General features: G+C 69.0%; 19 protein-coding genes. 13 read left to right on the top strand and 6 right to left on the bottom strand.

The window, feature by feature from the left end:
* Nucleotides 1-70 precede the first annotated feature (70 nt).
* From JRI60_RS49480 to JRI60_RS49470, 3 genes are all read left to right on the top strand, one after another.
* Nucleotides 71-1,285, top strand: a complete 1,215-nt coding sequence (locus tag JRI60_RS49480) for an HNH endonuclease (protein WP_204223118.1) — start codon at nucleotides 71-73, stop codon at nucleotides 1,283-1,285.
* A 2-nt stretch (nucleotides 1,286-1,287) separates the two neighbouring features.
* On the top strand, nucleotides 1,288-1,770 hold the full coding sequence (locus JRI60_RS49475) for a DUF4265 domain-containing protein (RefSeq protein ID WP_204223117.1): 483 nt from the start codon (nucleotides 1,288-1,290) through the stop codon (nucleotides 1,768-1,770).
* A 90-nt stretch (nucleotides 1,771-1,860) separates the two neighbouring features.
* Nucleotides 1,861-2,220 carry a hypothetical protein gene (locus JRI60_RS49470; RefSeq protein ID WP_204223116.1) on the top strand — a complete coding sequence of 120 codons (360 nt, stop codon included), beginning with the start codon at nucleotides 1,861-1,863 and terminating at the stop codon, nucleotides 2,218-2,220.
* 18 nt (nucleotides 2,221-2,238) lie between these two features.
* Here JRI60_RS49470 and JRI60_RS49465 read toward each other — a convergent pair whose 3' ends face one another.
* Nucleotides 2,239-3,135 (bottom strand): tetratricopeptide repeat protein, encoded by an 897-nt coding sequence (locus JRI60_RS49465; RefSeq protein WP_204223115.1) that lies wholly within the window; start codon nucleotides 3,133-3,135, stop codon nucleotides 2,239-2,241.
* 70 nt (nucleotides 3,136-3,205) lie between these two features.
* Here JRI60_RS49465 and JRI60_RS49460 point away from each other — a divergent pair, with 70 nt between their 5' ends.
* Entirely contained in the window at nucleotides 3,206-5,644 is a 2,439-nt protein-coding gene (locus JRI60_RS49460; protein ID WP_204223114.1) for a carboxypeptidase-like regulatory domain-containing protein, read from the top strand.
* A 64-nt stretch (nucleotides 5,645-5,708) separates the two neighbouring features.
* Here the strand turns inward: JRI60_RS49460 and JRI60_RS49455 are convergent, their stop codons facing one another.
* On the bottom strand, nucleotides 5,709-6,095 hold the full coding sequence (locus JRI60_RS49455) for a hypothetical protein (RefSeq protein WP_204223113.1): 387 nt from the start codon (nucleotides 6,093-6,095) through the stop codon (nucleotides 5,709-5,711).
* Nucleotides 6,096-6,285: 190 nt separating this feature from the next.
* Here JRI60_RS49455 and JRI60_RS49450 point away from each other — a divergent pair, with 190 nt between their 5' ends.
* The 4 genes from JRI60_RS49450 to JRI60_RS49435 all read left to right on the top strand — a co-directional run bounded on the left by JRI60_RS49450 (nucleotide 6,286) and on the right by JRI60_RS49435 (nucleotide 9,689).
* On the top strand, nucleotides 6,286-6,801 hold the full coding sequence (locus tag JRI60_RS49450; RefSeq protein WP_239470193.1) for a hypothetical protein: 516 nt from the start codon (nucleotides 6,286-6,288) through the stop codon (nucleotides 6,799-6,801).
* A gap of 131 nt (nucleotides 6,802-6,932) precedes the next feature.
* Complete coding sequence (locus tag JRI60_RS49445) at nucleotides 6,933-7,643, top strand: MlaE family ABC transporter permease (RefSeq protein WP_239470925.1); 711 nt, start codon at nucleotides 6,933-6,935, stop codon at nucleotides 7,641-7,643.
* 1 nt (nucleotide 7,644) lies between these two features.
* Nucleotides 7,645-8,466: an ABC transporter ATP-binding protein gene (locus tag JRI60_RS49440; RefSeq protein WP_204223111.1), complete on the top strand. Its 822-nt coding sequence runs from the start codon at nucleotides 7,645-7,647 to the stop codon at nucleotides 8,464-8,466.
* The gene (locus JRI60_RS49435) at nucleotides 8,463-9,689 is read left to right on the top strand and encodes an MlaD family protein (RefSeq protein WP_204223110.1); all 1,227 of its coding nucleotides are present in this window, start codon (nucleotides 8,463-8,465) and stop codon (nucleotides 9,687-9,689) included. The genes JRI60_RS49440 and JRI60_RS49435 overlap by 4 nt, the downstream gene beginning before the upstream one ends.
* Nucleotides 9,690-9,769: 80 nt before the next feature.
* Here JRI60_RS49435 and JRI60_RS49430 read toward each other — a convergent pair whose 3' ends face one another.
* Nucleotides 9,770-10,099, bottom strand: a complete 330-nt coding sequence (locus JRI60_RS49430; protein WP_204223109.1) for a hypothetical protein — start codon at nucleotides 10,097-10,099, stop codon at nucleotides 9,770-9,772.
* Nucleotides 10,100-10,303: 204 nt separating this feature from the next.
* Between JRI60_RS49430 and JRI60_RS49425 the strand changes: the two genes are divergently transcribed.
* Nucleotides 10,304-11,074 (top strand): SDR family NAD(P)-dependent oxidoreductase, encoded by a 771-nt coding sequence (locus tag JRI60_RS49425; protein WP_204223108.1) that lies wholly within the window; start codon nucleotides 10,304-10,306, stop codon nucleotides 11,072-11,074.
* A 37-nt stretch (nucleotides 11,075-11,111) separates the two neighbouring features.
* Nucleotides 11,112-11,642: a hypothetical protein gene (locus tag JRI60_RS49420; protein WP_204223107.1), complete on the top strand. Its 531-nt coding sequence runs from the start codon at nucleotides 11,112-11,114 to the stop codon at nucleotides 11,640-11,642.
* 35 nt (nucleotides 11,643-11,677) lie between these two features.
* On the opposite strand, the gene sitI6 is transcribed toward JRI60_RS49420, so the two are convergent.
* The 3 genes from sitI6 to JRI60_RS49405 are packed head-to-tail and all read right to left on the bottom strand — an operon-like array spanning nucleotide 11,678 to nucleotide 14,962.
* Nucleotides 11,678-12,397 carry a SitI6 family double-CXXCG motif immunity protein gene (gene sitI6, locus JRI60_RS49415; protein ID WP_204223106.1) on the bottom strand — a complete coding sequence of 240 codons (720 nt, stop codon included), beginning with the start codon at nucleotides 12,395-12,397 and terminating at the stop codon, nucleotides 11,678-11,680.
* 35 nt (nucleotides 12,398-12,432) lie between these two features.
* A complete protein-coding gene (gene sitA6 / locus JRI60_RS49410; RefSeq protein ID WP_204223105.1) occupies nucleotides 12,433-13,110 on the bottom strand; it encodes a SitA6 family polymorphic toxin lipoprotein in 678 nt (225 codons plus the stop codon).
* A gap of 25 nt (nucleotides 13,111-13,135) precedes the next feature.
* A complete protein-coding gene (locus JRI60_RS49405) occupies nucleotides 13,136-14,962 on the bottom strand; it encodes a glycoside hydrolase family 15 protein (protein WP_204223104.1) in 1,827 nt (608 codons plus the stop codon).
* A gap of 161 nt (nucleotides 14,963-15,123) precedes the next feature.
* Between JRI60_RS49405 and gnd the strand changes: the two genes are divergently transcribed.
* The 3 genes from gnd (at nucleotide 15,124) to JRI60_RS49390 (ending at nucleotide 18,290) form a co-directional block, all read left to right on the top strand.
* On the top strand, nucleotides 15,124-16,140 hold the full coding sequence (gnd, locus tag JRI60_RS49400) for a phosphogluconate dehydrogenase (NAD(+)-dependent, decarboxylating) (RefSeq protein ID WP_204223103.1): 1,017 nt from the start codon (nucleotides 15,124-15,126) through the stop codon (nucleotides 16,138-16,140).
* Nucleotides 16,141-16,143: 3 nt separating this feature from the next.
* Nucleotides 16,144-17,625 (top strand): glucose-6-phosphate dehydrogenase, encoded by a 1,482-nt coding sequence (gene zwf / locus JRI60_RS49395; RefSeq protein ID WP_204223102.1) that lies wholly within the window; start codon nucleotides 16,144-16,146, stop codon nucleotides 17,623-17,625.
* A gap of 74 nt (nucleotides 17,626-17,699) precedes the next feature.
* A complete protein-coding gene (locus JRI60_RS49390; RefSeq protein ID WP_239470192.1) occupies nucleotides 17,700-18,290 on the top strand; it encodes an HdeD family acid-resistance protein in 591 nt (196 codons plus the stop codon).
* Nucleotides 18,291-18,310: the final 20 nt, after the last annotated feature.

Genomic DNA, 18,310 nt, shown 5'->3' with positions numbered 1-18,310 from the left:
GGATGAATGGGGTGAGGGGTGGACGGGCTGGCCGGATGGCGTAGGTGACGGACGTCCCCAGGTCGTGCCCATGAGCCTGGACTATTTCCAAGGCTTCCTTTCGCAGGTGGGCGTGCCTACCGACGCACTGCCCGTGGACGGGCGCCACCTTTCCCCCGAACAGGCGCTGAAGCTGTTGCCGCACCTGCTGAGGACCCCTGTGACGCTGGGCAACTTCGCTCAACGCCGCATGGCGGCACACTTGTTACTGGAAGTGGCCACGGGCCAGCATCCGGTGACGCGCGAAGAGCTGCACGCGCGCATGCGCCGTTTCCTCCGATTGTTGGTGCTGAGGCCGGACGGCTACCTGGTGCGGCCCACCACGGGCGAGGCCAAACAGAGGGTCGGAGAGGTGAATGTCGCGGAGGATGGTTCGCTGCGCGTTGGCCGCTTCGAGGTAGGCCCTTTCTACGCCATTGAAGGCGGGCGCCTGTGGTTGGTGGACATGGAACTGGAGGTGCTTCGGGAGGCACCGTCCCTGGGTGCCTATGCGCCGGATGACGGTGTGGTGCTGCCCGCGCTGGAGGGAGCGGAACTGGCACTGGTGGACACGGTGGAGGGCCTCTTCCAGCTCGTTGTCCACCCCGTGGAAACCGTGGAGGGCCTCACCCGGTTGCCGGGAGCGGTACGAGAGCTCGTCCAGAACGCTCCCGAGTATTGGAATGCCTTCCGCCACAAGCCCCACGGTGAGCGGATACGCGCCGTTTCCCGGCTCACCACGAGCGTCGTGCTGGTGGTGGGAACCGCGGGGGCGGGAGCGGCGAAGACAGCCTCCTGGGGCGGCACGCTGGGCCACTTCTCCGTGCCCGTCTTCTCGCTGACGGGAGAGGGCGCGCTGGCGCTGCGATTGGTGGGGGTGTCCGGAGGGCGGCTCGTCACCGGAGCGGGACAGGTGCTCGGTGCCACCTACGTGCTGCACATGGCCAATACGGGGACCCCTGGTCCAACTGGGAGTGTCCCTCCGTCGGAACCGGGCGCGAAGGCAGGCGCACGAGGAGGTCCCGGTTCCGGGAAGAGATTCACCGAGGAGGTGAAGGCGTCCGCCGAGCAAGCAGCCGGAGGGCGATGTGTCTTCTGCGGGCGCCCGACAACGAGGGAGCCGGGACCCGCGCAGCGCAACACGGATCATGCCGTGCCGAAGTCGCGAGGTGGAAACAACACCCTCGACAATGCCCAGAACACCTGCAGAACCTGTAACCTCGACAAGGGAAGCAAGACGACCGAGGAGTTCCTCGAGGGACGCTGACGATGCCAGGGGAGGAGCAGGATGGACGGAGCGAGGGACTGGTCAAACTGACCTTCCCGCTCGATGCGAGTGCCTGGCACGGTTCGGCAACGGAGATCCTCTGGGCCGAGAAGGTCACGGACAGCCAATACCGTCTGAGGAACACCCCTTTCTACGCGTACGGGGTCAGCGCGGAGGATGTCGTGTTCGCGCGAGAGCAGGACGGGCGGCTCGTCTTCGCTGGGGTGGCCCGGCACGGAGGCCACTCCACGTATCGCATCATCAAGGCCAAGGGCTCGGACCCGGTCCGATTTCAGGAGCGGTGGGCACCCCTTCAGAAACTGGGTTGTAGCTACGAGGAGGGTCCTGGCGGGCTTCTCGCGGTGGATGTTCCGCCGGAGTTGACCATCCACGCCGCCTACTCTCTGTTGGAGCAGGGAGAGGAGGCGCGGGTCTGGAGTTTCGAGGAGGGGCACTGCGGCCATCCATTGCAGGTGCAACGGTAGACGTGCGCGCCATGCGCATGTCAGGCCCTGGTGTTAGGTGGGGTCCATGTCATGACGCAGTGCTCCGCGTCCTGTTCCTGGAGGAAGTTCGTGAAGAAGATGTCGATGCTGCTCGCCGTGCTCTCCCTCGCCCCGGCTCCAGCCCTCGCCGCAGACTACAAGTGCAACGGCAACCGCGTGGAGAAGAGCGGCAGCACCCAGTACACCGTGCGCACCTCGGGTTCGGACATCACCATCGAGAAGGGGGGGGGCTCCCGGGGCAAGGCCGTCAAGCGCGGCGGCGGCTATGCCGTCGAGGTGGGCGGCAGCACCCAGGCCACCATCGAGAATGGGAAGATCCTCAAGGGCGGCTCCACCTGGGGCTCCGTGAGCGACGCCCAGCGCGTCTACGACTGTCCGGACATCGTGGCCGCCACGCTGTGGGTACTCGACCAGAAGGGCCAGCTGTAATCCCGGGACGGCTCCGCCTCACTTCGCCGCAGTGGTCGTCGCGTCACCGGGCAGCAGCAGCCAGGTGACGAGCGCGCCCGCGGCGGCCAGTCCCGCCGTCCCCAGCAGGATGTTGGCCGTGCGCGCGTTGCCCTGGGCCGAGGAGAGTCGCGCGGTGGCCTCGTCCGCGTAGAAGCTCTGGCGTGCCGCCGTCAGCTGGCTTTGCGAGCTCAGCCCGAAGTACGTCCCCACGCCACCCGCCACCACGCCCGCGCCGGCCAGTGCCAGCGACACGGTGGGCACCCTTACCTTCCGATTCTCCACGGCCGGTGTCAGGGCCGGCGATGGCGGCTCGGGCACCAGCGCGGCGCTCTTCGCCGGCTCCTGCTCCGGACGATCCGTGGGCGTCGCGGGCGGTGCGGTGCTCACTCGAGGCTCCAGGGAGGGACTGATGGGCTCGGGGCTCTCCTGGGGGGCGTCCTCCCCGACGTGTCCCTCCATTCGCGACAGCTCCTTGCGCACGCGCTCGCGGAGGGCTTCGAACTCACTCTCCACCTTCGGTGACACCCGCAGGGGCAGCTTCGCGTCCGGGTCCAGCAGCAGGGCCGTCTTGAAGCTGGCCAGGGCCTCGTTCATGCGCCCCAGGTCCGCCTGGATGGCACCCTCGTAGAGCGACACCAGCACGTCCTGCTTCACGGTGTCGACCAGACGGCGGGCCCGGCCGAGCTGCGCCAGGGCGCGCTCGTATTCGAGGCTCTCGTACAGGCGCACGGCCGCCACGATGTAGCGGTTGAAGTCCTTCTCCGATCGCGTGCCACTCTTCTTCGCCGGACGCTCCACGGTCTTCTTCGCCGCCTGCGCGGGCGGTGTCGGGACCACTCCCAGGGCCAGACCCAGCAGGAGCGCCAGGGGCTTGCGGCGGAAGATCGGGGGCATGACGCGGGATATTACTCCCAGCGTGCTAAAGTCGTCTGTCTACCTCTTCGAAGAATTCGGAGAATTCCACATGCGACCCGTCTGGTTGGGGGCGTGTCTCGCCGTACTGGTGGTGGCCTGCTCGGGGCAGGGCGCGGCCGTACAGGTCACTGGCAAGGTCGTGCTCGACGGTGAAGCGGACCATTCCGGGGTGCTCGTCACCCTCGCCGGGCGCTCCGCGCTCACGGACAAGCAGGGCGCCTGGCGGGTGGAGCTGCTGAGTGGCGGTTCCTATGTGGTCCAGGTGTCCGCCAGTGGGACGCTGGAGGGGACGCTGGCGGTGCAGGTGGAGGTGCCGGACGAGGGCTCCGCTTCCGCGCCGGAAGTGAAGCTCACCCCCGTGGGCGAGGTGGAGGGGCAGGCGACGCTGGGCGTCACCACGGGCAATGCCGGCATCACGGTGATGGCGCCGGGGAGCTCGGCCGTGGCCGTCACGGATGACTCCGGGCACTACGTGCTGCGCGGGGTGCCGACGGGCAGCCGCACGCTGGAGGCCGTGGCTCCAGGCTACGCCCGTGCCCCCATCCAGGTGCAGGTGGGCCGAGCCGCCCGGGCGAGTGCCGCGCCGGTGGTGCTCACCCGCGCGCGGTCCATCCAACCGCTCTCGGCCACGTTGCTGGGCGCGAGCGGCCATGCCGGCATCGTGGCGACGCTCCAGGGCACGGAGCTGACCGCCACCTCGGCGGCGGATGGTTCCTTCTCCTTCAACGGCGTGCCCGATGGCATCTACTCGCTGTCGCTGCGCGGCGGCGCCTACGAAGAGGTCGTCCCGAGCGTGGTGTTCCTCCAGGGAACGGCCTACCTCTCCAACGGCGTGGGCCTGGTACCGATGCCGCCCCTGAAGCTGGCCCTGGCGAAGCGGCTCGCCAGCGCCACCCGGGTGGGGTTGCCCCAGGCCTGGGAGAGCTGGGCGTCGCAGCCGCTCATCCAGCGCACGGCGGCTGGGGGCCACTTCCTCTTCCTCTCCGACACCTTCTACCAACTGCTCTCGGACAGCGGCAGCGTCCGGGGGGTGTCCTTCGAGGGCACCTTGATGGCGGCCTCCTCCACCGGGGGGCCCGCGTTCGTGATGGAGCCCTCGGTGACGTCCTTCGCGCCCACGGCCGATGGTACGCACGTCCTCTTCACGCGCGGCGACGGCTCGCTCTTGTCTGGCGATCTCGCCACGGGGGAGAGCCTGCCCCTGGCCGCTGGCGTGTACACCCCCAGTCCCTACATCTACGGCGGCAGCCCCACCAGTCAGTATGGGGCCAGCCCGGACGGCTCCAAGGTGGCGTACCTGAAGGAGGGCGTGCTGTTCGTCGTCAGCTCCTCGGGCGGTGCCAGCACCGCACTGGGTTCCTCCAACTCCAACTCCTACTACAGTGGACGCTCGGAGCCCGCTGTGTTCTCGGCGGATGGCAACCGCCTCTTCTACTACGCGTCGAACGCGGGCCTGTCGCTGGCGGACCTGAGGAATGGGAGCTCACAGTCCCTCACCGCCTCCCTGTCGTCGTACCGGGTGACGCCCGACCGGTCCATCGCCGTCACGCTCTCCGGTTCCAAGGACACCAACACCCTGTTCGTGTCCCGGCTCACCGCCGGCGGAGTGACGACCAGTGCCGTGGAAGCCTCCGTCTCCGAGTTCATGATGTCCCCGGATGGGGCCCGCGTCGTCTACAGGACGTCGGCCGCGCCATCGCTGGCCAGGTTGCTCACGCTGCCCTCGACGACCCCGGTCCCGCTCAACACCACCTATAGCGCCTATGATCTGCTGCAGTTCTCCCAGGATGGCCGGCAGTTCCTGCTGCTCGACCGGGATAGCGCGGGGACCACCTACACCCTGTTCAACATCGACCTGACGACCCCTTCGACCGGCAAGTGGCCGTTGTGGAGCGGCTCGAGCGTGCCCTACTCGCTCCAGTACTCGTCCAATGGTGCCTGGGTCGTCTTCTCCCTGGGGTCGACCTACTACTCCGTGGGGGCGAAGGGGACGGGGCTGCGCTCGCTGGCCACCACCAGCGGCTCCGTCTACAAGACCGCCATCGCCCCGACCAACGACCGCATCTTCCTCCTGGCCGATGTCACGGCCGCTTCCCGAGGCCTGCTCTCCGTGCCATTCGGCGCGGGCTCGGCGGTGACGCTGGCCAGCGGCGTGAGCGACTTCGGGGTGCTGTGGGACGGCAGCCGGATCGTCTACCTCAACGGACAGGGCGCGCTCCGCGCGGTGGCCCCCGTCGGCGGGACCGACACCCTGCTCGCCGAGAGCGTGCGCTCCTTCTCGCTCTCTCCGGACAGTGCGTGGGTCCTCTATACGGATGCGGGGGCGGTGGCGCGGGCGATGAATCTCGGCACCGGGGAGGTGCGAGTCCTGTCGGACCGGGTGTCGCGCGCCTTCTGGTCGACCTCCGGGCAGGTGGCACTCGTGCGCGAGGGCTCGCTCGCGCCCCTGTCCTTCCAGGACGGTCTGTACCTGATCAACGTCCCCTGAGCACCGGGGACGGCTTCACCTCACACCGGCCCGTCGTGGATTCCCACGGCGGGCCGTCGTCATTTCAGCGCCTGGCGCGTCGCAGCCGGAAGCGCCTCGCGTGGTGCGGGGACCCGGTGGCCGGCCCGGCCGCCTCCTGGGGCATGTGCTGGAAGAAGGGGAAGCGGAACTCCGCCCACAGCACCAGGTAGGCCACCCCGAACACCGCCGTGGCCACCACCCACCACCACGTCACCCCGGTGGCCAGACTCACCAGCGCCGCCGCCATGCACACCACGCCAATGCCCAGCGCCAGCTCCCGGCGCCGCGGCGACTCCGACATGGCGAAGCCCATGGAGAGAAGGGCCATGGCCAGCAGCGTCCATGCCAGCCCGAATGCCTCCCGGGCATACAGGAGGGCAATCGACAGCAGGAACAATCCCAATCCGAACAGCCCCAACCCACCGTCCATGAGGTTCCTCCTCCTCCAAGTCGCCAAGTGGCAAGGGTTCAGGTCCTAACATCCGCATCTGTCCACCAGTGGAGGAACGCTCGGCGGAGCGGGCGTCCGGCACGCCCGGTCGTCCTCCACTTGGCATCGGGTCGACCTTTCATCCTCCCGGGAACTCACGGGGTGGGGGAGGGGTGCCTACCCTCGGCCCATGAAGCTGGGAGTGATGCACCACGTCCTTGCATGGGCGCTGCTGCTCGTATCCGCCGTGGGTTGTCACCGCGGGGTACGTTTCGAGAACCATGTGTTCACCAAACCCGGGGTGAGCTACCGCGTGGGCGAGCTGCCGCCCGTGTGGGAGCGGGTGAAGCTCTCGGAGAATGACCTCGCCTGGTACACCGAGGACACGGGCCATGCCCTCCAGGTGAACTCCACCTGTCAGGGGGAGGACGCGCCGCTGGATGTCCTCACGCGCCACCTCCTCATGGGCTTCACCGAGCGCCAGGCCGTGGCCGAGGAGAAGGTGGTGGTCGACGAGCGGGAGGCGCTGCGCTCGCATTACCAGGCCAAGCTGGATGGGGTGCCCGTGGAGCTGCTGCTGGTGGTGCTCAAGAAGGACCAGTGCGTGTACGACTTCACCTACGTGGCGCCGCTGGGCCGCTTCCAGGAGCGGGTGGGCGACTTCGAGTCGCTGGTGCACGGCTTCCGCGCGGAGCGTGCGTCATGAGGACGGGAGCCGAGCTGCACCACCCGCCCCACCACCGGCCGGTGGAGGCGTCGTCCGCGGGCGCCATCAATCCGGAGGGCGGCTCCTTCCGGCACCGGCTGGAGGCGCGCCTGGAGCGGCTGGGCGCGCTCATGGTGATGACGGGCAAGGTGTTCACGCGCGCCTTCAGCCCGCCATTCTCCTTCTCGGCGCTCGTCTACCAGGTGGAGGCGCTGGGGGTGCGCTCGCTGCCCATCGCCCTGCTGACGTCCACCTTCGCCGGGCTCGTCATCGCCCTGCAGTTCGGCTTCTTCCTGGCGCGCTTCGGCGTGCAGTACACGGTGGGCCGGGTGGTGGTGCTCACCCTCTTCCGCGAGCTGTCCCCGGTGCTCATCGCCCTCACCGTGGGGGCGCGCGTGGGCTCGGGCATCGCCGCGGAGCTGGGCTCCATGACGGTGACGGAGCAGGTGGACGCCATCCGCGCCCTGGGGGCGGACCCCTTGCGCAAGCTGGTGGTGCCCCGGGTGCTCGCCTGCTTCATCCTCATGCCCGCGCTCACCGTGCTGGCGGACGTCATCGGCATGGTGGCCGGCGCCCTGGTGGTCAATGCCCAGTACGACATCAGCTTCCACCTGTTCTTCCAGGGGGCGCTGGAGGTGGTGCTCATGGGCGACTTCCTCTCCGGCGTCTTCAAGGGCTTCGTCTTCGGAGGCATCGTCGGCGTGGTGGGTTGCTTCAAGGGGCTCACCGTGGAGGGCGGCACCGAGGGCGTGGGCCGCGCCACCACCCAGACGGTGGCCATCACCTCCGTCTCGGTGTGTCTGGCCGACTTCTTCATCACCAAGCTCACCCTCTACCTCTGAGATGCTCTTCCGCCACCGCACACCCCGTCTGGAGTTCCGTCCGCCCACGCGAGGCGAGGAGCTCATCCGCTTCGAGCACCTGCGCAAATCCTTCGGACCCAAGCGCGTCTTCGACGACCTGCAACTCTCCGTGTACGCGGGCGAGACCCTCACGGTGATCGGCGGCTCGGGCACGGGCAAGAGCGTGTTGCTCAAGTGCCTCATCGGGTTGCTGCGGCCGGATGCCGGACGCATCCTCTTCCAGGGGCAGGAGATCACCGGCTACCGGGAAGAGGACTTCATCGACGTGCGTCGGCATGTGGCCATGGTGTTCCAGGGCGCGGCGCTGTTCGACTCGCTCACGGTGGGGGAGAACATCGCCTATCCGCTGCGCGAGCACTTCCCGAGCATGTCCGCCGAGGAGCTGAGGGGGCGGGTGGCCGAGAAGCTGAAGCTGGTGGACCTGCCGGGCATCGAGGACATGCGGCCGGCGGATCTGTCCGGCGGCATGAAGAAGCGGGTGGGGCTGGCGAGGGCCATCGCCACGGACCCGGAGGTCATCCTCTGGGACGAGCCCACCACGGGGTTGGACCCCGTCACCACCGAGACCATCAACCAGATGATTCGTTCCATGCAGAAGAAGCTCGGGTGCACGTCCATCGTGGTGACCCACGACATGATGAGTGCCTTCAGCGTGTCGGACCGCATCGCGATGCTGGCCAACCGGAGCATCGTCCAGGTGGGCACGCCGGAGGAGATGCGCGCTTCCACGCTGCCCGAGGTGAGGGCCTTCCTGGACGCGCGGCGTCAGGAATTGGAGCCCGGGGCGGAGGTGGCGCCATGAGCCTCTTCAGTGGCACGTCCCAGGAGCGGCGCCTGTCGCTGCGGGTGGGGGTCTTCGTGGCGCTGGCGCTGGCGCTGGCGGGCCTCGTCGTCTTCCTCATCGGACAGGAGACGCGCCTCTTCGAGCGGGAGGTAACGTACCGCGCCTACTTCGAGAACGTGGAGGGCCTGTCGGATCAATCCCCCGTGTGGCTGGGCGGCCTGGAGGTGGGCCGCGTGGAGGGGGTGAGCTTCCCGTCGAAGCCCGGAGAGAAGCGGCTGGAGGTGCGGCTGAAGCTGAGCCAGAAGTACGCGCAGCGGGTGCGGGCGGACTCGGTGGCGCGGCTGTCCAGCCTGGGCGTGCTGGGTGACAAGGCGGTGGACATCTCCATTGGCTCGCTGGACCAGCCCCAGGTGCTGGAGGAGGGAGAGATTCCGAGCGCATCGGGTGGGGACCTGTCCACGCTGATGAAGGGGGCGGCGCAGGTGACGGAGGACCTGGTGGCGACGAGCCACAAGTTGCGCGAGGCGGTGGATGCATACGCGGACCCGCAGCTGGCCGAGGACGCGGCGGCCAGTGTGCGCAGCCTGCGGCTGTTGCTCGAGGAGGTGGAGAAGGGCGACGGCGCGCTGCACGCGCTCATCTACGACAAGGAGACGGGCAGGCAGGTGCGCACGCTGGTGTCCAACGCCTCGCGCGTGGCGATACGGGTGGACAAGGCGGTGGGCCACGTGGAGGGGCTGCTCGACGAGGTGCGCAACGGGGATGGGACCGCGCACGCGCTCATCTACGGCCCGGAGGGCGCCAAGGCGGTGCAGGAGCTGGGGGCGGCGGCGGGGCAGCTGGCCGGGTTGATGGAGGACGCGAAGAAGAACCCGGACAGCGCGGTGCACCAGCTGATCTACGGCAACGCGGGCAACATGCTGGCGGACCTGGGGAGCGCGGCGGCCGACATCAAGCAGATTACGTCCATGGTGGCGCGTGGCGAGGGCTCGCTGGGCGGCATCCTGAAGGACCCGACGGTGTACGAGGATTTGAGACAGATGGTGGGCAACGTGCGGCGCAACAAGGTGCTGCGCGCGCTGGTGCGGTTCGCCATCGACAACAACGACAACGTCCAGTACGTGGGCCGGCCGTTGCCGCCGCCGAAGGGAAACGAGTCTCCCACCGGAGTCGGAGGCTCGGGCCCCTCGCCTCTCCAGTTCCCCCTCCCGCCGCCCATACCCCCGAACAACGGTCCCTGACACCCACGCCCACTCCCTCTCCCTCTGGGAGAGGGTCGGGGTGAGGGTATGCGCCCCCTGTGCTCGTGACGAACCCCTGCCTACCAGTGGGCGAAGAGTGAGACGATCAGGGCGGCCACGGCCATGATGCCGATGACGGTGAGGGCGGCGGGGCTGCTCTGGAACATGGAGCCGGGGTTGTTCCGGGCCTCGCGGCTGGAGGGGACATCGCGGGGCATGCGAGCGGTGACGGCGCGGTCGATGAGTATCACCGTGAGACTGGCCGCGAGCCAGAGGCCGAAGGCGAGCCAGGGGACGGAGCGGATGAAGGATCCGAGCACGACCCCCGCGGCGGCGATGGCGTAGGCGATGAGGTACGCCACGAGCATCCGGGAGGTGAAGTTGGCGGGGCGGGTGTTTCCGCGGACCATGGCGCGCGCTCCTGTCCCCCTCTCGTGACGAAACGTGTGGAGCCCCGGAGGTGCGGGCAATCCCAGGAGTGGCGGAGACGCCATGCTGTCCCCCGTGTGCCTGGCGGTCTCCTGCCCGGGTGCTGAGCCACCAGGAGGCCGGGTGCTGGATTGACGGCTCCTGGGGACTCCAGGGGAGCACGGGACCAGGGTAGAACGCGCCGCATGGACCTGGAACTCAAGGGAAGGGCGGCGCTCGTCACGGGGAGCAGCCGGGGCATTGGTCGGGCCATCGCCACGGCGCTGGCCCGGGAGGGTGCGCGGGTGTGTCTGAGCGCGCGGGGGGCGGAGGGACTGGAGGCCACGGCGGCGGAGCTGCGGGCCTCGGGCGCCGAGGTGGTCACCGTGGCGGGTGACGTGACCACGGCGGAGGGGGCGGCGGCGGCGGTGGACACGGCGGTGCGGGCCTTCGGGGGGCTGGACATCCTCGTCAACAACGTGGGCGGCAGTGGTGGCGCGGGCGCCTTCGACGCGGCCACCGCCTCTCAGTGGAAGGACGTGCTCGACCGCAACCTCCTGGCCGCCGTGTGGTGCAGCCAGCGCGCGCTGGAGGTCATGAAGGCGCGGGGTGGCGGCAGCATCGTGCACATCAACTCCATCTATGGACGCGAGTACGGCACCAGCGCGCCCTATACGGCGGCCAAGGCGGGGCTCACGGCGCTCACCAAGGAGATGGCCATCGACCTGGCGCGCCACCGCATCCGCGTCAACGGGGTGGCGCCGGGCTCCATCCTGTTCCCCGGGGGCAGCTGGGACCGGCGGCGGCAGGCGAACCCGGAGAAGGTGGAGAAGATGGTGCGCGAGGAGCTGCCCTGGGGCCGTTTCGGCGCGCCCGAGGAGGTGGCCGACGTGGTCGTCTTCCTCTGCTCGGAGCGGGCGCGCTGGGTGACGGGGGCCACCGTGCCGGTGGATGGTGGACAGGGCCGTGCCTTCTGACTCGGGCCGACGCGGCCCTGGCGTGTAGAGTGCGCGCGTGCTGAAGCTCTACAAGAAGGAAGGCGACACGCTCCGCTACTGGGAGGCCTGGGTGCACGAGGACAAGCTCACCGTGCACTGGGGCACCGTCGGGGAGACGGGCGAGGAGAAGGAGCAGCCGCTCCCGGCCGACGAGGACCCGGACATGGCCATTGCCCAGGCCGCCGAGCCGTTGGTGGACCAGGGCTACGACGAGCCGGACCTGGACGCGATGGTGCCGCTCGTCATCCAGTACGCGCTGAAGGGCAAGGGCACGGGGCACGACTTCGAGAAGCGGCACGCGGTGGAGGAGCTGCTCACGGACGTGCTGGGGTGGACGGGCAACGGCGAGGTGGAGGGCGGCGAGACGCAGCCCGGGCGCATGAACGTCTTCTGCCGGGTGATGGACCTGGAGGTGGCCATGCGCACCATCGCCGAGGCGCTCGACGAGGAGGACCAGCTGGAGGACGCGGTCATCGCCGTGGTACGCGAGGGCGAGGAGCCCCGGGTGCTCTGGCCCGAGGGCCACTCCGGTCCCTTCCGCGTCTGACGCCCCGCTCCCAGGTAGACCCGAGTGGGGTTCCCCTACCGGGAGACAGGCAGCGGGTGGAAGGCAACGCCGTCCAGTCCCAGGCGCTGACAGGCGTTGACGAAGTTCTCCGTGCAGACGATGACGGTGGAGAAGTCCTCCAGGCGGAACACGTCCACGTGGGGGGGAACCGTGGCGGCATCCAGCAGCCGGGTCTTGGGTAGGGTGAGGCCGAATCGGCCGCAGCGGGGGCAGGGCGGTTGGCGGTTTGGGGGCAGGCAGTCCGTGTGCAGGCGGCCCGCTGAGAGGAGCTCCAGCTCGAGCAGCTCGGGTGCGTTCCTCTGGCGGAAGCGCAGCTGGGTGCGGCAGCCCTTGAGCCCTCGCAAGCCCTCGGCCTGGAGCTTCTCGAGCGCCTCGCGCTGCACCAGCAGCCACCAGGGATCGGGCGACACGAGTGGCCCGAAGCGGCCCTGGGCGCTTCCAACGATCGGGCCGAGGGCTGTACCCGGATCCAGTTGGGCCTCCGGGGGAAGCAGGGGCCGCACCAAATCACGGAGTCGTTCGTATTCTTCGATGGGTTCGGCTCGTGCCTCTTCGAAGTCGGCCAGGGCAGCCACGGAGGTCAAGTCCGCGGAGGGGTACGTTCTGGAATTGTCACCCCAGGTGGCCTTGCATGCAGGACAGGAGATGACTCCCGGGAGTCCCCATTTGTGCGAGCCATTGATGATACCCGTGTAATCCGAGGACTTGTCTTTCTCGACAATGAAGTAGTGCATACAGACGTTTCTCGCCCCCATGCTCACTGGCAGTACTAGGGCACGAGCGGACCATTGACCCTGAACCGTTCCATGAGCTCGAACGCGAACTGCCAGATCCGCTCCGTGGAGGCTCCAGGGTTTTCTCTTTGAAACTGCCGCCAGGCCTCATTCCATTGGCCGCCTTCAGGGCCACCACTGTGGAGCCATCGGTGGAAACCTTGAGGGAGGCGGATGGTGAATGCGTGAATGTCGATCCGCTTGACCTTGAACCATGCGGCCAGCCTGTCCTGCTGCGGGAAGAGGTGGTGCTTTTCGAGCGGCTCGGGCGGCAGCATGCATGAGAGCGGGTGCTTGGGCTGAGCGCGCTGGTCTCGAGTCTTCCAGTTGTGCCAGGGGATCTCGAAGACGGGTTCTACGGAGGTGGGGGCGGCCAGTGTGCGGCCCCACCAGCGATTGGGATTGCCCACCAGGGGAGGTCGTAGGCCCACGGCCCCACGCACCAGCACCACGGGATGGGAGTCCACCTCCACCAGGTCCTGGCAGCGCCAGAGCGCGCAGCGCTCTTCGTCACACCGCGGTACCACACAGCTCGGGTCCGCTCGGGCCTCCTCCCACGAGGCCACGGCTTCGGGTGCCTCGTCGGATTCATGCACCGGGCCCGGCGAGGTGACACAAGCGCTCAGCAGCGTGCAGAGGAGCGCGAGTCCTCTCCTGACGGTCAGGATGTCCATATGGCCCATCCTACCGGCGGGCGCGTCAGGATGACGGCTGCTCCTGCACGCCGTTGTGATTCTCTCGCCGGTGGATGGCGGGGCTGTTGCGGTGCCGCTCGAGGTTGAACGCCGTGTTGACGAGTCCCACGTGCGAGAAGGCCTGCGGGAAGTTGCCCAGCATGCGCCGGTTCACCGGATCGTACTCCTCGGACAGCAGCCCCACGTCATTGCGCAGGCCGAGCAGCCGGTTGAAGAGCGCCTCCGCCTCGTCCATGCGGCCCTGCAGGATGTAGTTGTCCGCGAGCCAGAAGGAGCAGGCGAGGAAGACTCCCTCGCCCGGGGGCAGTCCGTCCTCCGTCTCGTGGGTGTGGTAGCGCCGAACGAGGCCTTCGTGCATCAACTCCCGCTCGATGGCGCGCACGGTGCCCAGCACCCGTGGATCCCTGGGCGGAAGGAAGCCCACCAGCGGCATCAACAGCAGACTCGCGTCCATGCTCGATGAGCCATACGCCTGGGTGAAGGCTCCGAGCTTCGGATCGTAGCCCCGCTGGCAGATCTCCTCGTGGATGGCGTGGCGCAGCTTCCTCCAGCGCTCCACGGGCCCCGGCAGCTTGTTGTGCTCCGCCGACCTCACCGCGCGATCAAAGGCCACCCAGGCCATCACCTTCGAGTGGGTGAAGTGCTGGCGCTCCCCGCGCACTTCCCAGAGCCCCTCGTCGGGCTTGCTCCACCCGGACTCCAGGAAGTCCATCAGCACGAGCGCCACGTCCCAGGCGCGCCTGTCGCGGACCAGCCCGGTGCGGTGCGCCTGGTGCAGCGCGTCCATCACCTCTCCATAGACGTCGAGCTGGAACTGGTGGACCGCGGCGTTGCCCGTGCGCACCGGCTTGGAGCCCGCATAGCCGGGCAGCCAGTCCAGGTCGGTCTCGGTGAGGCGGCGCTCGCCGGCCACCCCGTACATGATTTGCAGCTTCGCGGGGTCTCCCGCCACCGAGCGCAGCAGCCAGTCGCGCCACGCCTGGGCCTCCTCCCGGAAGCCGCTGAGCACCAGGGAGTAGAGGGTGAAGGTGGCGTCCCGTAGCCAGCAGAAGCGGTAGTCCCAGTTGCGCACGCCGCCGAGCCGCTCGGGCAGCGAGGTGGTGGCCGCCGCCACGATGCCTCCGGTGGGCGCGTAGGTGAGGGCCTTGAGCGTCATCAGCGAGGTGTGGACGGGCTCGTGCCAGGAGCCTCGATAGGTGCAGTGGCTCGACCACTCCCGCCACCAGGCCTGGGTGTCCGCCGCCGCCGTCAGTCCGTCCAGGGGCGGAGGCGGTGGCTCGTTGGAGGGATGCCAGCGCAGGACGAAGGGGATGCGCTGGCCCTCGGACACGGTGAAGTCCGCCAACGTGTGAAGTCCCTGCCCTTGCGTCCTCACCGGAGAGTAGAGGCTGAGGGCATCCGGTCCCGCCTCCGCGCGCAGCTCCTCGCCCGTCCGGGTCACCCACGGCACCACCGAGCCGTAGTCGAAACGGATGACGAGCTCCATGCGCATGGGCACCCGGCCCTTCACGCCCTCCACCACGCGGATGACGTCCGGCGTGCGGTCGCGCGGAGGCATGCAGTCCACCACCCGCACCACGCCGTCGGCGGTGGTGAACTCCGTCTCCAGCACCAGGCTGCCCTCGCGGTAGCGCCGCCGCACCTGCCGGGGAGGCTCTTCCGCGGGCGCCAGCTTCCAACGGCCGTGCTCCGGCTCACCGAGCAGGGCCGCGAAGCAGGCGCCCGAGTCGAAGCGGGGCAGACACAGCCAGTCGATGGAGCCGTCCCGTCCCACCAGTGCCGCGGTCTGGGTGTCTCCGATGAGTGCGTAGTCCTCGATGGGGCGGGGCATGTCCCTTGGAAGGTGGGGCTCCGAGCGTCACGACACAAGCGGGCAAGCCCGGCCAGGGTGCACAGGTTGAGCGTGGTCACCCGTGTGTCGTGCGAGCACCCGGGATGGGAACGCGGACGGGCAGCCGGGCCCTCCCTGGCTCGCGTGGAGGAGTGGAGGACATGGACCTGGGGATGATCGGGCTCGGACGGATGGGGGCCTCCATGGTGCGCCGGTTGCTCGACGGGGGGCACCGGTGCGTCGTCCATGACTTGAACCGGCGGGCCGTCGAGGAGCTCCAGGGGCAGGGAGCGGTGGGCGCCTTCTCGCTGGAGGAGCTGGTACGGCGGCTCCCCGCTCCGCGCAGGGTGTGGCTGATGCTGCCCGCGGCCGTGGTGGATGGCACGCTGGCGAGGCTGGTGCCGCTGCTCGACGCCGGGGACACCGTCATCGACGGCGGCAATTCGTACTACCGCGATGACCTGCGCCGCGCGGCGGAGCTGCGTCCGCGGGGACTGCACTACGTGGACGTAGGCGTGAGCGGTGGAGTGTGGGGGCGGGAGCGGGGCTATTGCCTGATGATTGGCGGAGAGCCGGAGCAGGTTCGCGGGCTGGAGCCCATCTTCGCCGCGCTGGCCCCCGGAGTCCTCTCCGCGCCGCGTACGCCGGGCCGCGAGGGCCCACCGTCCCCCGCCGAGCAGGGCTGGCTGCACTGCGGGCCGAATGGCGCGGGCCACTTCGTGAAGATGGTGCACAACGGCATCGAGTACGGCCTCATGGCCGCCTACGCCGAGGGGTTCAACATCCTGCGCCACGCCAACGTCGGCAAGCACCGGCACGACGCGGACGCGGAGACGACGCCGCTGCGCAACCCCGAGGAGTTCCTGTACGAGCTCGACCTGCCCGAGGTGGCCGAGCTGTGGCGGCGGGGCAGTGTCGTCGGCTCCTGGCTGTTGGACCTCACCACGCAGGCGCTGCGCGGCGACCCCGAGCTGAGCGGGTTCTCCGGCCAGGTCTCCGACTCCGGCGAGGGGCGGTGGACCCTGGCGGCGGCCGTCGACGAGGGCGTGCCCGCGCCCGTGCTCGGCAGCGCCCTCTTCCAACGATTCGGCAGCCGGGGGCAGGGCGACTTCGCCGACAAGCTGTTGTCCGCCATGCGCCACGCGTTCGGCGGTCACCAGGAGAAGAAGGGAGGGTGAGTCATGGCGGATGTGCCCGTTTCGGATGCCCTCGTCTTCTTCGGAGCCACCGGAGACCTGGCGTACAAGCAGATATTTCCCGCCCTGCAGGCGCTGGTGGTCCGCCACCGGCTGGCGATTCCCATCATCGGCGTGGCCAAGGCGGGCTGGGGACTGGAGCAGCTGCGCGAGCGGGCGCGCGACAGCATCCGGGCTCACGGTGGATTCGACGAGGCCGCCTTCCAGCACCTGAGTCAGTTGCTGCGCTACGTGGATGGGGACTACCGCGACCCGAAGACCTTCGACCGCGTCCGCGAGGCGCTCGGTGGAGCGAAGCGCCCGCTGCACTACCTGGCCATCCCTCCGAGCCTCTTCGCCACGGTGGTGGAGGGACTGTCCCACTCCACCTGTCTGGGGCAGGGCGTGCGGGTGGTGGTGGAGAAGCCCTTCGGGAGGGACCTGGCCTCCGCGCGCGCCCTCAACGAGACGCTGCACCGCTTCCTGCCCGAGTCCGCCATCTTCCGCATCGACCACTTCCTGGGGAAGGAGCCGGTGCAGAACCTGCTCTTCTTCCGCTTCGCCAACGTCTTCCTGGAGCCCATCTGGAACCGGCAGCACGTGCGCGGCGTGCAGGTGACGCTGGCCGAGAGCTTCGGCGTGCAGGGCCGCGGCGCCTTCTACGAGGAGGTGGGCGCCATCCGGGACGTGCTGCAGAACCACCTGCTGCAGATCGTCGGGCTGCTGACCATGGATGCGCCGTTCTGCTCGGACCCCGAGAACCTGCGCGACGAGAAGGCCCGGGTCTTCAAGGCCATGCGCTCGCTCGACCCGGCCAGCGTGGTGCGTGGCCAGTTCCGCGGCTACCGGGGGGAGCGCGGCGTCTCGCCCACCTCCGACGTGGAGACGTTCGCCGCGGTGCGCCTGTTCATCGACTCGTGGCGCTGGGCGGACGTGCCCTTCTTCATCCGTTCGGGCAAGTGTCTGCCCACCAACGCCACCGAGGTGTTCGTCGAGCTGAACCACCCGCCGCGCCCCATCTTCGAGGAGCCCTTCATGGCCTCCCCCAACTCGGTGCGCTTCCGCCTTGGCCCGGACGTGCGCATCTCCATCGGCGCGCGCGCGAAGAAGCCCGGTGGGAACATGACGGGCGAGGACGTGGACCTGGTGGCCATCCAGCACGCCGGCGGGACGATGAGGCCCTACGAGCGGCTGCTCGGCGATGCCATGCGCGGCGATGTCTCGCTCTTCGCGCGCCAGGAGAGCGTCGAGGAGGCGTGGCGGGTGGTGGACCCCATCGTGGGCGGCGCCACGCCGCTGTACGAATACGAGCCCGGTACCTGGGGCCCGCCCCAGGCCGATGACCTCATCGCTCCTCATGGCAGGTGGCGCCCCACGCTGAGCACCTCGGGAGGGGCGGAGGTCCCAGGGCTCGCTCACACCGATGAGCCTCGACTCGCCCAGGAGGAGGAAGCCGCGCGAGGCCCCGGCCCGACGGCCGTACATTGACGCCCTGGACGCTTGTCGGGACTTCGGGGCACTCCCAGCTTGAAGGTGCACCTCCGCTGCCTCGGAGTTCCGTCATGGCCATCTCGGATTCGAATCCCGGTTCGGACATCAACGACACGCGTGGCTCACGGACGCTGGCGAGCATGTGGGGCGGCCCCTTCGTGATGGGGCTGCTCATTGCCCTGCTCGGCATCGTGGCGCTGGGCGCGGTCGTCCTCACCAGCTTCCTGTCGGTCATCTTCTACGGGGCGATGCTGGTGGCGGCGGGCATCTTCGAGGTCGTCCACGCCTTCCGCGTCCGAAAGACAGGCCCCTTCCTGCTCTTCCTGTTGGGCGGCATCCTCTCCCTCGTGGTGGGCGCGCTGGTGCTCGCTCGTCCGGGTGCCGGGCTGGTGGCGTTGACGCTCCTGATGGCGGGGTACTTCTTCGCCAGCGGGCTCTTCCGGAGCATCACGTCGCTCGCGGACCGGTACACCGGCTGGGGGTGGGACTTCGCCTACGGCATCGTGTCCGTGGCGCTGGGCGCCATCATCTTCGCCCAGCTGCCCTATTCCTCGTTGTGGGCCCTGGGCGTGGTGGTGGGCGTGGAGATCCTCGCCCGTGGCGTCTCCCTCATGGCGGGCTCGCTCGCGGTACGCGGAGCGATGCGCAAGCTCCACGCCTGAGGCCGCGAGACCTGGCCTCC

The organism is Archangium violaceum (genome assembly GCF_016887565.1).
Classification (GTDB): domain Bacteria; phylum Myxococcota; class Myxococcia; order Myxococcales; family Myxococcaceae; genus Archangium; species Archangium violaceum_B.
The sequence above is the reverse complement of the archived record's forward strand: the minus strand, read 5'-3'. Positions and strand labels throughout refer to the sequence as shown.

Excerpts from the sequence above, each read along its gene's own strand:
- JRI60_RS49480 (WP_204223118.1), top strand. The coding sequence starts at position 71 with ATGAGCCTGGACTATTTCCAAGGCTTCCTTTCGCAGGTGGGCGTGCCT.
- JRI60_RS49475 (WP_204223117.1), top strand. The coding sequence starts at position 1,288 with ATGCCAGGGGAGGAGCAGGATGGACGGAGCGAGGGACTGGTCAAACTG.
- JRI60_RS49465 (WP_204223115.1), bottom strand. The coding sequence starts at position 3,135 with ATGCCCCCGATCTTCCGCCGCAAGCCCCTGGCGCTCCTGCTGGGTCTG.
- JRI60_RS49460 (WP_204223114.1), top strand. The coding sequence starts at position 3,206 with ATGCGACCCGTCTGGTTGGGGGCGTGTCTCGCCGTACTGGTGGTGGCC.
- JRI60_RS49455 (WP_204223113.1), bottom strand. The coding sequence starts at position 6,095 with ATGGACGGTGGGTTGGGGCTGTTCGGATTGGGATTGTTCCTGCTGTCG.
- JRI60_RS49450 (WP_239470193.1), top strand. The coding sequence starts at position 6,286 with ATGAAGCTGGGAGTGATGCACCACGTCCTTGCATGGGCGCTGCTGCTC.
- JRI60_RS49445 (WP_239470925.1), top strand. The coding sequence starts at position 6,933 with ATGGTGATGACGGGCAAGGTGTTCACGCGCGCCTTCAGCCCGCCATTC.
- JRI60_RS49440 (WP_204223111.1), top strand. The coding sequence starts at position 7,645 with ATGCTCTTCCGCCACCGCACACCCCGTCTGGAGTTCCGTCCGCCCACG.
- JRI60_RS49435 (WP_204223110.1), top strand. The coding sequence starts at position 8,463 with ATGAGCCTCTTCAGTGGCACGTCCCAGGAGCGGCGCCTGTCGCTGCGG.
- JRI60_RS49430 (WP_204223109.1), bottom strand. The coding sequence starts at position 10,099 with ATGGTCCGCGGAAACACCCGCCCCGCCAACTTCACCTCCCGGATGCTC.
- JRI60_RS49425 (WP_204223108.1), top strand. The coding sequence starts at position 10,304 with ATGGACCTGGAACTCAAGGGAAGGGCGGCGCTCGTCACGGGGAGCAGC.
- sitI6 (WP_204223106.1), bottom strand. The coding sequence starts at position 12,397 with ATGCACTACTTCATTGTCGAGAAAGACAAGTCCTCGGATTACACGGGT.
- sitA6 (WP_204223105.1), bottom strand. The coding sequence starts at position 13,110 with ATGGACATCCTGACCGTCAGGAGAGGACTCGCGCTCCTCTGCACGCTG.
- JRI60_RS49405 (WP_204223104.1), bottom strand. The coding sequence starts at position 14,962 with ATGCCCCGCCCCATCGAGGACTACGCACTCATCGGAGACACCCAGACC.
- gnd (WP_204223103.1), top strand. The coding sequence starts at position 15,124 with ATGGACCTGGGGATGATCGGGCTCGGACGGATGGGGGCCTCCATGGTG.
- zwf (WP_204223102.1), top strand. The coding sequence starts at position 16,144 with ATGGCGGATGTGCCCGTTTCGGATGCCCTCGTCTTCTTCGGAGCCACC.
- JRI60_RS49390 (WP_239470192.1), top strand. The coding sequence starts at position 17,700 with ATGGCCATCTCGGATTCGAATCCCGGTTCGGACATCAACGACACGCGT.